We start from the raw sequence: 13,488 nt of genomic DNA on the forward strand, positions 1-13,488 counted from the left end.
CAAGCGCAACGGCCCGCCAGCGGCGGGCCGTGCAGCCAATCAGGCTGGTTGTACGTCGATGATATCGACTTCGAACGCTAGCGTTTTACCGGCCAGCGGATGGTTGAAGTCGATGGTGACGTGCTGCTCGTCGAACTCCTTCACGACGCCCGGCAGCTCGGTCTTGGCGGCATCGTTGAAGATCACCAGCAGCCCCTCGGCCAACTCCATGCCTTCGAACTGGTCGCGCGGCATCACCTGCACGTTGGCCGGGTTCGGTTGGCCGAAGCCCTGCTCCGGCTCGATGCTCAGGGTGCGCTTGTCGCCGGCCTTGAGACCGAACAGCGCCTGCTCGAAGCCCGGCAGCAGGTTGCCGTCGCCGACCTTGAAGGTGGCCGGCTGCTTGTCGAAGGTGCTGTCGACGACGTTGCCGTCATCCAGTTTCAGGGCGAAATGTAGGGTGACCTTCGAGTCGCCGCCGATGCGCTGAATGGTGTCAGAGGAATCAACCATTGGCGGTCTCTCCGGAATTCTTCGATTTGAACATGTCCAGCGCCAGCATGATGGCGCCGACGGTGATGGCGCTGTCGGCCAGGTTGAAGGCCGGGAAGCGCCAGCGGTCCTGCCAGTGCACGAGGATGAAGTCCACCACGTGCCCCAGGACCATGCGGTCGTACAGGTTGCCCAGCGCGCCGCCCAGCACCAGGGCCAGGGCGATGGCCAGCCAGGTCTCGCCGCGCTTCAAGCGCTTGAGCCAGACCACCAGCACGACGCTGACCACGATGGCGATCAGCGCGAACAGCCAGCGCTGCCAGCCCGAGCTGTCGGCCAGGAAGCTGAACGCGGCGCCGGTGTTGTAGGCAAGTGTCCAGCTGAACAGGTCGGGAATGACCACGATCTGCTGGTACATGGTCAGCTCAGACTGGAAGAAGGCCTTGGTGACCTGATCCAGAACAAACACTACCACGGTGATCCACAGCCAGGGCAGGCGGCCGAGGCGATCAGCGTTAGGCATAGTGACGCACCTCGCCCGCGCCATCGATGTTCTCGACGCAGCGACCACACAGCTCCGGATGCGCGGCGTGGCTGCCCACGTCGGCGCGGAAGTGCCAGCAACGGCCGCACTTGGCATGGGCGGACTTGACCACCTTCAGCTTCAGGCCCGGCAGTTCGCTCTCGACCGCATCGGCCGGCGCATCGGCCAGCGGCGCGACGGTGGCGGCGGAGGTGATCAGCACGAAGCGCAGCTCGTTGCCCAGTTTCTCCAGGCGCTTGGCCAGGGAGTCTTCGGCGTAGAGGGTGATCTCGGCCTGCAGGTTGCCGCCGATGGTCTTGGCGCTGCGCAGGTTCTCCAGTTCCTTGTTCACGGCAGCCTTGGCAGCCATGACTTCGTCCCAGTAGGCGCGGTCCAGCTCGGCGTCGGCCGGCAGCTCGGAGAGGCCGTCGTACCAAGTGGTCAGCATCACCGATTCGGCGCGCTCACCCGGCATGAAGCTCCAGATTTCCTCGGCGGTGAAGGCCATGATCGGCGCGATCCAGCGCACCAGGGCCTCTGCGATGTGGAACAGCGCGGTCTGGCAGGAGCGACGGGCGACGCTGTCCGCCTGGGTGGTGTACTGGCGGTCCTTGATGATGTCCAGGTAGAAGCCGCCCAGCTCTTGCACGCAGAAGTTGTGCACCTTGGAGTAGACGTTCCAGAAGCGGTAGTCGCGGTAGGCTTCTTCCAGCTCGCGTTGCAGTTGCAGCGCGCGGTCGATGGCCCAGCGGTCCAGGGCCAGCAGCTGGTCGTTGGGCAGCAGGTCCTTGGCCGGGTCGAAGCCGGACAGGTTGGACAGCAGGAAGCGCGTGGTATTGCGGATACGACGGTAGGCGTCGGCGCTGCGCTGGAGGATGGTCTGGGAAACAGCGATCTCACCGGAGTAGTCGGTGGACGCGACCCACAGGCGCAGGATGTCGGCGCCCATGCTGTCGATCACGGTCTGCGGCACCACGGTGTTGCCCAGGGACTTGGACATCTTGCGGCCGGACTCGTCCACGGTGAAGCCGTGGGTCAGCAGTTGGCGGTACGGCGCGTGGCCGTCGATGGCGCAGCCGGTCAGCAGCGAGGAGTGGAACCAGCCGCGGTGCTGGTCGGAGCCTTCCAGGTAAAGGTCGGCGGCCGGACCGCTGGCATGGCCCAACTCGGCATGGGAGCCGCGCAGCACGTGCCAGTGGGTGGTGCCGGAGTCGAACCAGACGTCCAGGGTGTCGTTGATCTTGTCGTACTGCGCGGCTTCATCGCCCAGCAGTTCGGCGGCGTCGAGCTTGAACCAGGCCTCGATGCCTTCCTTCTCGACGCGCTGAGCCACGGCTTCCATCAGCTCGACGGTGCGCGGATGCAGCTCGCCGGTGGCCTTGTGCAGGAAGAACGGGATCGGCACGCCCCAGTTGCGCTGACGCGAGATGCACCAGTCCGGACGGCCGGCGATCATGCCGTGCAGGCGCGCCTGGCCCCACGTGGGCACGAATTCGGTCTGGGTGATGGCTTCCAGCGCGCGCTCGCGCAGGGTGGCGCCGGTCTGCGGCTGCTTGTCCATGCCGACGAACCACTGCGCGGTGGCGCGGTAGATCAGCGGAGTCTTGTGGCGCCAGCAGTGCATGTAGCTGTGGCTGATGCTGGCGTGCTTGAGCAGTGCGCCGACTTCATCGAGCTTGGCAACGATATTCGGGTTGGCCTTCCAGATGAACTGGCCACCGAAGAACGGAAGGTCGGCCACGTAGACGCCATTGCTCTGCACGGGGCTGAGGATGTCGTCATTGCTCATGCCGTACTGCTTGCAGGTACGGAAGTCGTCCTCACCGTAGGCCGGGGCGGAGTGAACCACGCCGGTGCCGGCGCCCAGCTCGACGTACTCGGCCAGGTAGACCGGGGAGAAGCGCTCGTAGAACGGGTGGCGGAAACGGATCAGGTCCAGCGACTCGCCCTGGGCGGTGGCGATGGCCTTGCCTTCCAGGCCATAGCGTTGCAGGCAGGACTCGACCAGCTCCTCGGCCAGCACCAGCAGGCGATCGCCGACATCCACCAGTGCGTAGGTGAATTCGGGGTGGACGTTCAGCGCCTGGTTGGCCGGGATGGTCCAAGGGGTGGTGGTCCAGATGACGATGGCAGCCGGCTTGGGCAGGCTGGCCAAGCCGAAGGCGGCGGCCAGCTTGTCAGCGTCTTCCACCGGGAAGGCGACGTCGATGGCGTCGGACTTCTTGTCGGCGTACTCGACCTCGGCTTCTGCCAGGGCGGAGCCGCAGTCGAAGCACCAGTTCACCGGCTTCAGGCCCTTGAACACGAAGCCCTGCTTGACCATCTCGGCGAGGGCGCGGATTTCCCCGGCCTCGTTGGAGAAGTTCATGGTCTTGTAGGGGTTGTCCCAGTCGCCCAGCACGCCCAGGCGGATGAAGTCGGCCTTCTGCCCTTCGATCTGCTCGGCGGCGTATTCGCGGCACAGTTCGCGGGTCTTGTCCGCCGGCAGGTTCTTGCCGTGGGTGGTCTCGACCTTGTGCTCGATCGGCAGGCCGTGGCAGTCCCAGCCCGGCACGTAGGGGGCATCGTAGCCGGCCAGGGTCTTGGAGCGGACGATGATGTCCTTGAGGATCTTGTTGACCGCGTGACCGATGTGGATGCTGCCGTTGGCGTAGGGCGGGCCATCGTGCAGGATGAATTTCGGGCGACCTTCGCCAATCTTCCGCAGCTTCTGGTACAGGCCAATGTCGTTCCAGAGCTTGAGAGTTTGCGGCTCGCGCTGCGGCAGGCCGGCTTTCATCGGGAAGTCGGTTTCGGGAAGGTTCAGAGTGGCTTTGTAATCGGTCATCTCAGGGCCTGTTCAGGATCTTCAATCAAGCGGTTGGCCCAGCCAATAGGCCCGGGCGGCGGCGATGTCGGCGAGGATGGCCGCCTTGAGTGCCTCAAGGGAGGCAAAACGCTGCTCATCACGCAGCTTCTGGTGGAACGTGATATCCAGGTGCTGGCCGTACAGATCGCCGGCGAAATCCAGCAGATGCACTTCCAGGTGGGGCCGGCCGTCGCCATTCACGGACGGTCGGGTGCCGATGTTGGCAACCCCGTTCTGACGCTGACCAGCCACCATCGTGCTGACCAGGTAAACGCCGTTGAGCGGCGCCTTGCGGCGCTTGAGCTGGATATTCGCGGTGGGCGAGCCCAGCGTACGGCCCAGCTTCTGCCCGTGCAGCACGCGGCCGCTCAGGCTGTAAGGGCGACCCAGCAGGCGCTCGACCATGTGCAGGTCGCCGTCGGCCAGGTCCTTGCGGATACGCGAGCTGCTCACGCGCATGCCGTCGACCTCCACGGTGGTCGCGGCCTCGACGGTGAAGCCCTGTTCCGCGCTGGCGTTGACCAGGAAGGCGAAGTCGCCGGAACGGTCGCAACCAAAGCGGAAATCGTCGCCTACTTCCAGATGACGGACACGCAGGCCCTCGACCAGCACCTGGCGGACGAACTCGGCGGCCGACAGCTCGCGCAGACGGCGGTTGAAGGCCAGGCAGAGAACGAAGTCGACGCCGTACCGGCGCAGCAGTTCGAGCTTCTCGCGCAGACGGGTCAGACGCACCGGCGCCGCATCGGGAGCGAAGTATTCGCGCGGCTGCGGCTCGAAGATCACCACGCAGCTGGGCACACCCAGCTCCAGCGAACGCTCGCGCAGACGCCCCAGGATCGCCTGGTGGCCGAGATGGACGCCGTCGAAGTTACCGATGGTGGCGACACAGCCCCCGGACAGGGGCCGCAGGTTGTGAAGGCCTCGAAGCAGCTGCATAGCGCGCGTATTGCTCAGAAAGTGGTCGATTATACCTGCACCCGCTGCCATGCGACAGGCAAAATGCCGTCGCCGAAAACGGATGCAATGCTTTGTACGGCGAAGGTTACAGCACCGCGCGGCGGGAGAAGTCCCGCAAGCGGAAGCCAAGGATCGCCAGCATACCGAAATAGGCGACCACACCGGCCACCACTAGCGCGCCCAGGCGCACCAGGCGAATCGGCATACCGCCCTGATCCCAGGCCGGCATGAAGTGCATCATGCCGATCAGCACCGCGCACATCACCAGTACAGCTACGACTAATTTGGCGATGAACCTGCCCCAACCCGCCTGCGGCTCGAACAACCGCTGCTTGCGCAACTGCCAGAACAGCAGGCCCGCGTTCAGACAGGCCGCCAGACTGATCGCCAGCGCCAACCCCGCATGCTTGAGCGGGCCGATGAACACCACGTTCATCAGCTGGGTGGACACCAGGGTGAACAGCGCGATCTTTACCGGCGTCTTGATGTTCTGACGGGCATAGAAGCCCGGTGCCAGCACTTTCACCAGGATGATGCCGAGCAGGCCAACCGCGTAGGCGACCAGTGCGTGCTGGGTCATCAGAGCGTCGTGGGCATCGAACTTGCCGTATTGGAACAGTGCGACGGTCAGCGGCTCGGCGATCACCGCCAGGGCCAGGGAACACGGCAGCACGAGCAGGAAGCACAGGCGCAGCCCCCAGTCCATCAGCCGTGAATACTCATGGCGGTCATCGCTGGCATAGGTTTTGGCCAGCGACGGCAGCAGGATCGTGCCCAGCGCCACGCCGAGTACGCCGGAGGGCAATTCCATCAGGCGGTCCGCGTAATACATCCAGGAGACCGAGCCCGCCACCAGGAAGGAAGCGAAGATGGTGTTGATGATCAGCGAAATCTGACTGACCGATACGCCGAGGATCGCCGGCCCCATCTGCTTCATCACGCGCCAGACCCCGGTATCGCGCAGGTTGACCCGCGGCAGCACAAGCATGCCGATCTTTTTCAGGTGCGGCAGTTGGTAGAGCAGTTGCGCCAGACCTCCGGCCAGCACGGCCCAGCCCAGCGCCATGATCGGCGGATCGAAGTACGGCGTCAGGAACAGCGCGAAGAGAATCATGCTGACGTTCAGCAGGGTCGGCACGAATGCCGGCACCGAGAAGCGGTTCCAGGTATTGAGGATCGCCCCCGCCAGGGACGCCAGCGAAATCAGCAGGATATAAGGAAAGGTCACCCGCAGCAGGGAACTGGTGAGCTCGAACTTCTCCGGCGAATCGACGAAGCCGGGCGCCGTCACCCAGATCACCCAGGGCGCGGCGAGGATGCCCAGCGCGGTGACCAGCGCGAGGATCAGGGTCAGCAGACCCGATACATAGGCAATGAAGGTACGCGTCGCCTCCTCGCCCTGCTGGGTCTTGTACTCGGCCAGGATCGGCACGAAAGCCTGGGAGAACGCTCCCTCGGCGAAGATGCGGCGCAACAGGTTGGGCAGCTTGAAAGCGACGAAGAAGGCGTCGGTGGCCATGCCGGCGCCGAACATCCGCGCAACGATCGTGTCGCGCACGAAGCCGAGCACCCGCGAGATCATGGTCATCGAGCTGACCGCGGCCAGCGACTTGAGTAGGTTCATAGCGTCCAGAACTGGTAGAATGGCCGCCCCTGCAGGGGGCAGCCCTGGCCTAGAGCGATTGCTCGACTGCCAGGCGAAGCGCAGCAGTGTAGGGCCGCGGGGCGAATAAATCACCCCATCCGCCGGACCGCGTGTGCCCGTCGCACCACTCGTCGGAGGCCGCGCACACCCTTGACAAGGCCCTGATGCAACGGCATTATTCGCGGCCTTAATTTATTCGCAACATCCCAAGTTTTTTTCGAGGAGCTCGACGGTGGCCAACACACCTTCCGCCAAAAAACGCGCCAAACAGGCTGAGAAGCGTCGCAGCCACAACGCCAGCCTGCGTTCTATGGTTCGTACCTACATCAAGAACGTAGTCAAAGCAGTCGACGCCAAGGACCTGCCGAAGGCCCAGGCCGCTCTGGTTGCTGCCGTACCGGTCATCGACCGCATGGCCGACAAAGGCATCATCCACAAGAACAAGGCCGCTCGTCACAAGAGCCGCCTGAACGCCCACGTGAAGGCCCTGGCCACCGCGTAAGCGTTCCGTTCTTGAAAAGCCGGCCCCAGGGCCGGTTTTTTATTGCCTGCGATTTGCCCAGCGCACCGCTATCCACAGACACCCCTCCCTGCCGATGAAAAGCCGTAGGCAAAAATAAAGGGCGGTCACCCGCCCTTTTCTTTCTTACTTTTCAGGCCACGGCATGATCGGAATTGCCGTCACCGCATTTTGCGGACTGCCTTCGATCACTCGGTCGCTGTAGACCAGATAGACCAGCGCATTGCGCTTCTTGTCGAAGAAGCGCACCACTTGCATGGTCTTGAATACCAGCGAAGTGCGCTGCTGGAAGACTACCTCGCCATCCTTCAACTCGCCAGCAAAGCGGATCGGCCCGACCTGACGACAGGAGATCGACGCCTCGGCACGATCCTCCGCCAACCCCAGCCCACCCTTCACGCCACCCGTCTTGGCGCGAGACAGGTAGCAACTGACACCCTGCACCTTCGGGTCATCGAAAGCCTCGACGACAATCTTGTCGTTCGGCCCGACCCACTTGAAGACAGTGGACACCTCACCGACCACGTCGGCCCGAGCCAGCGCCGGCAGCAGTAGCAGTGCGGCGATCAATCCCTTGCGCATGGCGAATCTCCTCAGACGAGCACCAGGTTGTCGCGGTGCACCAACTCCGGACCATCTACATAGCCCAGCAGGCTTTCGATGGCATCGGTCGGCTGGCCAATGATCTTCTGCGCCTCGAGAGCGCTGTAGTTCGCCAGGCCGCGAGCAATCTCGCGACCCCGCTGATCCACACAGACCACCATCTCTCCGCGACGGAAGCTGCCCTGTACGGCCTTCACGCCGACCGGCAACAGGCTCTTGTGATCCTGCGACAGAGCCTTCACTGCGCCATCATCCAGCACCAGCGTGCCGCGCATCTGCAGATGCCCCGCCAGCCACTGCTTGCGCGCCGCCTTGCGACTCTGCTCGGGAGTCAGCAGCGTGCCGAGCCGCTCACCGACACGCAGGCGATCCAGCACACGCTCGATACGACCACCAACGATAACGGTGTGCGCACCGGAACGCGCCGCCAGACGGGCAGCGCGTAGCTTGGTCTGCATACCGCCACGACCCAGCGCACCACCGGTACCGCCAGCCACCGCATCCAGGGCAGGATCATCAGCGCGAGCCTCGAAGATAAGCTCGGCATCGGGATTGTTGCGCGGGTCGGCGTCGAACATGCCGTCGCGATCGGTGAGGATCACCAGCAGGTCAGCCTCGACCAGGTTGGCCACCAACGCCGCCAGGGTGTCGTTGTCGCCGAAGCGGATCTCGTCAGTGACGACGGTATCGTTCTCGTTGATCACCGGGATCACGCCGAGATCGACCAGCGTGCGCAGGGTGTTGCGCCCATTCAGGTAGCGCTTGCGGTCGGACAGGTCGTCATGAGTCAGCAGCACCTGCGCGGTCTGCAGGCCATGCACGCCGAAGCTGGACTCCCAGGCCTGGACCAGGCCCATCTGCCCCACCGCGGCGGCCGCCTGCAGCTCGTGCATGTCACTAGGTCGGGAAACCCAGCCCAGGCGACTCATGCCCGCCGCGACGGCGCCCGAGGACACAAGAACCAGCTCAACGCCCGCGCAATGCAGCGCGACCATCTGCTCGACCCATACCGCCATGGCATCACGATCCAGACCGCGACCATCGGCGGTCAGCAACGCACTGCCAATCTTGACTACCCAGCGCTTGGCGCCAGTGACCTTCTCACGCATACCCTCAACCTTAGAAGTCAGGCTTCACACGTTTCATCCGGACCGGCGGGCGCCGTTCCGATCAAGGCACGTAGAAGATTTCCGGCCCATCGCCGTCGTCTTCGTCATCCTCGAAATCATCGTCATCCGCATCGTCGACATTCTTCAGACCGGAGCGACGCAGTGCACGAGCATCATCCAGGGCCTGCAGACGGGCACGGGCCTCGTCCTCGATGCGCTGATCCAGGGCCGCCAGGGCTTCGCCATAGGCCGGCTCCTCCTCGATGCGCAGGGTGCGCTCGTCGAGGTACTTCATGATGTCCTGGCTCAGCTTCTCGGTGCCTTCACGCTCCAGGGCGGAGATCACATAGACCGGGCCCTCCCAGCCCAGACGCTCGACTACGGCCTGCTTGCGACGCTCCTGCTCCTCGGGCTCGAGGATCTGGTCCATCTTGTTCAGCACCAGCCAGCGGTCGCGCTCGGTCAGCGCCGGGCTGAATTTTTCCAGCTCGTGGACGATGGTTTCCGCGGCATCGGCCGGATCACTCTCATCCAGCGGCGCCATGTCGACGACGTGCAGCAGCAGACGGGTGCGCGCCAGGTGCTTGAGGAAGCGGATGCCCAGGCCGGCGCCTTCGGCGGCACCCTCGATCAGGCCAGGGATATCGGCGACTACGAAGCTCTTGAAGCGCCCCACACTGACCACGCCCAGGTTCGGCACCAGAGTGGTGAAGGGATAGTCGGCGACCTTCGGCTTGGCGGCGGACACTGCCCGGATGAAGGTGCTCTTGCCGGCGTTCGGCAGACCGAGCAGACCGACGTCCGCCAGGACCTTCAGTTCCAGCTTGAGGTCACGCGCGTCGCCGGGCTTGCCCGGAGTGGTCTGGCGCGGTGCACGGTTAGTACTGGACTTGAAGCGGGTATTACCCAGGCCGTGCCAGCCGCCCTGGGCAACCATGATGCGCTGACCGGCAGCAGTCAGGTCACCTATGATCTCCTGGGTATTGGCATCAATGATGGTGGTGCCGACCGGCACGGGCAGGACGAGATCGTCACCCTTGGCGCCGGTGCAGTCCTTGCTACCGCCGTTCTCGCCGCGCTGGGCGTCGAAACGACGGGTGTAGCGGTAGTCCACCAGGGTGTTCAGGTTCTCGTCGGCCTCGAGGTACACCGAGCCGCCGTCGCCACCGTCACCGCCGTTGGGACCGCCTTTCTCGATGAACTTCTCGCGGCGGAAGCTCATGAGGCCGTTGCCGCCGTCACCGGCTTTCACGTGGATGGATACTTCGTCGACGAATTTCATTGCGAACGCCTCCCGCAGCAGCTGCGGGTTGAAAATAAGAAAAGGAGCATAGGATACAGCCAAGTCCGCGCAAACGCCCGAACCGACCGCACCTCGCCTGGAAACGCCAGAAACAAAAAAGCCCCGTCGCGAGACAGGGCTTTTTCAGTGAGAGCTCGCTTAGGCAGCGACGACGCTTACATAGCGACGGCCAAAGGCGCCTTTCACTTCGAACTTGATCACGCCGTCGACTTTAGCGAACAGGGTGTGATCCTTGCCCATGCCAACGCCGTAGCCAGCGTGGAACTGGGTACCGCGCTGACGCACGATGATGTTGCCTGCTTTCACAGCCTGGCTACCGAACAGCTTCACGCCAAGGCGTTTGCTTTCTGAGTCGCGGCCGTTGCGGGTACTACCGCCAGCTTTTTTGTGTGCCATGAGTCAATTCTCCTAAAACAGGAAGCAGCCCTAAAAAATTAGGCCTGGATGCCGGTGATTTTGATTTCAGTGAACCACTGGCGGTGGCCCTGACGCTTCATGTGGTGCTTGCGGCGGCGGAACTTGATGATGCGGATTTTATCGTGACGACCGTGGGAAACCACTTCTGCAGTCACTTTCGCGCCTTCTACCACCGGCAGGCCGATCTTGACGTCATCGCCGTCGGCAACCAGCAGGATGCGATCCAGGTTGATCGCTTCGCCGGTGGCAACGTCGAGTTTCTCGACCTTGAGGAATTCGCCTTCGGTGACTTTGTATTGCTTGCCACCAGTAACAATTACTGCGTACATCTGGATGTCTCCGTTAGACCTGCTCACCCGACGCTTTATAGAAAGAGGAATCGGTCGGCATGGCTGCATGGGGCCGGAAAGGACGCCCGTGCAATTGCGTAAGGCAGGATATGCCAGGGAAGTTCGGGGCCGCGATTGTACGCAAACCCCTGGTGCGGATCAAGCCCCACGGGGCCTTGCCTTGACAGCCCAAACAGCGGCACCTAGCATGCCGCGGCAATCTACGAGGAGCGCTGTCTTTAATGCAACCCCAGGCTTTCTATCGCGTGGTGGCGGACGACTTCACCGCCGTCGACGGCATCATCCGTCGCCAACTCACTTCCCGCGTTCCCCTGGTGGAAAAGATCGGCGACTATATCATCTCCGCCGGTGGCAAGCGCCTCCGCCCACTGCTGGTGCTCCTCTCGGGCAAGGCCTTGGGCTATTCGGGCGATGACCTGAAGCTACTGGCCGCCACCATCGAATTCCTGCACACCTCCACCCTGCTGCACGACGACGTTGTCGACGCCTCCGGCCTGCGCCGCGGCCGCGCCACCGCCAATGCTCAGTGGGGCAACGCGCCGAGCGTGCTGGTGGGCGACTTCCTTTATGCGCGCTCCTTCGAAATGATGGTCGAGCTGGGCTCCATGCCGGTGATGCGCATCATTTCCCAGGCCACCCGCGTGATCGCCGAAGGCGAAGTGCTGCAGCTGTCCAAGGTCCGCGACGCCAGCACCACCGAAGAAACCTACATGGAAGTCATCCGCGGCAAGACCGCGATGCTCTTCGAAGCCTCCACCCACAGCGCCGCCGCGCTGGCCAACGCCCAGCCGGAACAATCCGAGGCGCTGCGCCTGTTCGGTGACGCCCTGGGCATCGCCTTCCAGCTGGTGGACGACCTGCTCGACTACCGCGGCGACGCCGCCAGCCTGGGCAAGAACGTCGGCGACGACCTCGCCGAAGGCAAGCCCACCCTGCCGCTGATCGCCACCATGCGCGACGGCACCCCGGAACAGGCCGCACTGGTACGCAAGGCCATCCAGCAGGGTGGCAGCCAGGATCTGGAGGGCATCCGCGCCGCCGTGGAAGCCGCCGGCGCGCTGGACTACACCGCCAACCTGGCCCGCGAGTACGCCGCCCGCGCCGTCGACTGCCTGAAGGCGCTGCCGGACAATGAATACCGCGCCGCGCTGATCGAACTGGCCGAGTTCGCCGTCGCCCGCACGCACTGATCCGCCGTTTCGCCAAAGCCCGCCCCGGTTCACCGCGGCGGGCTTTTTGTTGCCTGTCTTTTGACCGGGAACAACAGATCGTCGGCTGCGCGAAATTTTTTCCAATTCAGGCTTGCTATTGAGATAATAAGAATTATTCTCATTAAACGGTCTGCACGGAGGAACACGCCATGACCTACATGATCGATGCCTGGCTGGATCGCCCGCACCCCTACCTGCGCATCCTGCATCGGGACACCGGGGAAGTCTGCGCGGTGCTGGAAGAAGAAGCCCTGGACGAGCTGCGCGAACAGGGCGGCCTGGAACTGTCGGAGCTATCCACCAGCGAGCCGGGCGTGCTCAAGGAGCTGGTGCGCAACCTCTTCCTGTTCTGTTACGCCCGCGCATTGCGCTAGGCGCACTTTACGATGGCGCAGGAAGCGCCGTCGGTGCTCCGCCGCCCGGGAGGCGGACGCACAAAGGGGCGCCTGAGCGCCCCTTTTCCTGCGCAGTCGCCAGGGATGGCACTGCGCAGCGAACCTTCGGGAATCAGAGGATTTCCAGCAGCTCGACGTCGAACACCAGCACGCTGTGCGGCGGGATGCTGCCGACGGCCTGGCCGCCATAGGCCAGCTCGCTCGGCACGTGCAGCCGCCACTTGCTGCCGGCGTTCATCAGCTGCAGGGCCTCGACCCAGCCGGCGATCACACCGCCTACCGGGAATTCGGCCGGCTGGCCGCGCTCGTAGGAGCTGTCAAAGACGGTGCCGTCGACCAGGGTGCCGTGGTAGTGGGTACGCACGGTGTCTTCGCGGGACGGCTTGGCGCCTTCGCCGGTGGTCAACACTTCGTACTGCAGGCCGGACGGCAGGACAGTCACGCCTTCACGCTTGGCGTTTTCCACCAGGTACTCACGGCCAACGCCGGCGGCGGCTTCGGCTTTCGCCTGGGCTTCGGCCTGCATGCGCTCGCGGATCACCTGGAAGCTGGCGGACAGGGCTTCGCCCGGAACGCGGCTTTCCACGTTGGCGTAGGCGTCGGACAGGCCGGCCAGGATTGCGTCGAGGGTCATGCCCGGAACCGGGTTCTCGCGCAGCTGGTCACCCAGCTGACGGCCGATGCCGTAGCTGACGCGGGCTTCGTCGGTGGAAAGGTTGAGTTCGCTCATGGCGGCGCTCCGCTGGGGGTCAAAAAAGGGCCGCCAGCCTAGCACAGATGCACCGCCTCCCCCACCGCGCGAGCCTCGCGCAGCGCGCCATGCAACAGACTCAGTGCAACGGGATGGTCACGCCCGCGCCGATGTCGCGCTCGTCGTCCATACCGCACATTTCGTCATGCACCACCGCGTGCACCAGATGGAACGGAACGTTGGGCAGCGCCTTGAGCACCTCGCGCGCATGAGCGACCGAACGCACGCTGATGACATGCCCTGCCTCGTCCTGGACCGGGTAGAAGCGCGCGCCCATACGAGCCTCCAGCACGTAGATATCGCCTTCCAGCGACACGAGGTTGATCTCATCGATATCGCCGGCAACGGAGCGGCTGGTCAGTTCCTGCAGATTCATATGCTG

At 63.9% G+C, this 13,488-nt stretch carries 15 protein-coding genes; 3 read left to right on the top strand and 12 right to left on the bottom strand.

All coding sequences use genetic code 11. The annotated features are described in order from the left end of the window. Window positions 1-39: 39 nt before the first annotated feature. The 5 genes from fkpB to murJ all read right to left on the bottom strand — a co-directional run bounded on the left by fkpB (window position 40) and on the right by murJ (window position 6,426). A complete protein-coding gene (gene fkpB / locus IB274_RS09330) occupies window positions 40-492 on the bottom strand; it encodes an FKBP-type peptidyl-prolyl cis-trans isomerase (RefSeq protein WP_138212176.1) in 453 nt (150 codons plus the stop codon). Beyond that, entirely contained in the window at window positions 485-994 is a 510-nt protein-coding gene (lspA, locus tag IB274_RS09335; protein WP_192431688.1) for a signal peptidase II, read from the bottom strand. Before lspA ends, fkpB begins: the two co-directional genes overlap by 8 nt. Further along, entirely contained in the window at window positions 987-3,821 is a 2,835-nt protein-coding gene (ileS, locus tag IB274_RS09340; RefSeq protein WP_192431689.1) for an isoleucine--tRNA ligase, read from the bottom strand. Before ileS ends, lspA begins: the two co-directional genes overlap by 8 nt. A 21-nt stretch (window positions 3,822-3,842) precedes the next feature. Further along, on the bottom strand, window positions 3,843-4,781 hold the full coding sequence (gene ribF, locus IB274_RS09345; RefSeq protein WP_192431690.1) for a bifunctional riboflavin kinase/FAD synthetase: 939 nt from the start codon (window positions 4,779-4,781) through the stop codon (window positions 3,843-3,845). Window positions 4,782-4,887: 106 nt separating this feature from the next. Beyond that, on the bottom strand, window positions 4,888-6,426 hold the full coding sequence (murJ, locus tag IB274_RS09350) for a murein biosynthesis integral membrane protein MurJ (protein WP_192431691.1): 1,539 nt from the start codon (window positions 6,424-6,426) through the stop codon (window positions 4,888-4,890). Window positions 6,427-6,679: 253 nt separating this feature from the next. Here murJ and rpsT point away from each other — a divergent pair, with 253 nt between their 5' ends. Further along, window positions 6,680-6,949, top strand: coding sequence for a 30S ribosomal protein S20 (gene rpsT, locus IB274_RS09355; protein WP_009617555.1), 270 nt, complete (start codon window positions 6,680-6,682; stop codon window positions 6,947-6,949). Window positions 6,950-7,093: 144 nt separating this feature from the next. On the opposite strand, the gene IB274_RS09360 is transcribed toward rpsT, so the two are convergent. The 5 genes from IB274_RS09360 to rplU all read right to left on the bottom strand — a co-directional run bounded on the left by IB274_RS09360 (window position 7,094) and on the right by rplU (window position 10,728). After that, window positions 7,094-7,549: a CreA family protein gene (locus IB274_RS09360; protein ID WP_192431692.1), complete on the bottom strand. Its 456-nt coding sequence runs from the start codon at window positions 7,547-7,549 to the stop codon at window positions 7,094-7,096. A gap of 11 nt (window positions 7,550-7,560) precedes the next feature. Continuing rightward, window positions 7,561-8,679, bottom strand: coding sequence for a glutamate 5-kinase (proB, locus tag IB274_RS09365; protein ID WP_192431693.1), 1,119 nt, complete (start codon window positions 8,677-8,679; stop codon window positions 7,561-7,563). Window positions 8,680-8,740: 61 nt separating this feature from the next. Continuing rightward, entirely contained in the window at window positions 8,741-9,961 is a 1,221-nt protein-coding gene (gene cgtA / locus IB274_RS09370; RefSeq protein ID WP_192431694.1) for an Obg family GTPase CgtA, read from the bottom strand. Between the two features lie 159 nt (window positions 9,962-10,120). Then, complete coding sequence (gene rpmA, locus IB274_RS09375; RefSeq protein ID WP_017521622.1) at window positions 10,121-10,378, bottom strand: 50S ribosomal protein L27; 258 nt, start codon at window positions 10,376-10,378, stop codon at window positions 10,121-10,123. 38 nt (window positions 10,379-10,416) lie between these two features. Next, entirely contained in the window at window positions 10,417-10,728 is a 312-nt protein-coding gene (gene rplU, locus IB274_RS09380; protein WP_192431695.1) for a 50S ribosomal protein L21, read from the bottom strand. Between the two features lie 242 nt (window positions 10,729-10,970). Between rplU and IB274_RS09385 the strand changes: the two genes are divergently transcribed. Together IB274_RS09385 and IB274_RS09390 are read left to right on the top strand one after the other, a co-directional pair. Next, the gene (locus tag IB274_RS09385) at window positions 10,971-11,939 is read left to right on the top strand and encodes a polyprenyl synthetase family protein (protein WP_045217233.1); all 969 of its coding nucleotides are present in this window, start codon (window positions 10,971-10,973) and stop codon (window positions 11,937-11,939) included. A gap of 170 nt (window positions 11,940-12,109) precedes the next feature. Beyond that, on the top strand, window positions 12,110-12,334 hold the full coding sequence (locus tag IB274_RS09390; RefSeq protein ID WP_017521625.1) for a hypothetical protein: 225 nt from the start codon (window positions 12,110-12,112) through the stop codon (window positions 12,332-12,334). Window positions 12,335-12,467: 133 nt separating this feature from the next. Here IB274_RS09390 and IB274_RS09395 read toward each other — a convergent pair whose 3' ends face one another. Then, window positions 12,468-13,085 (bottom strand): FKBP-type peptidyl-prolyl cis-trans isomerase, encoded by a 618-nt coding sequence (locus IB274_RS09395; protein WP_192431696.1) that lies wholly within the window; start codon window positions 13,083-13,085, stop codon window positions 12,468-12,470. Window positions 13,086-13,185: 100 nt separating this feature from the next. Further along, complete coding sequence (locus IB274_RS09400) at window positions 13,186-13,482, bottom strand: DUF6482 family protein (RefSeq protein WP_045217224.1); 297 nt, start codon at window positions 13,480-13,482, stop codon at window positions 13,186-13,188. Window positions 13,483-13,488 lie beyond the last annotated feature (6 nt).

Origin of the sequence: Pseudomonas sp. PDM18 (genome assembly GCF_014852585.1) — a bacterium.
In the GTDB taxonomy this organism is placed as follows: Bacteria; Pseudomonadota; Gammaproteobacteria; order Pseudomonadales; family Pseudomonadaceae; genus Pseudomonas.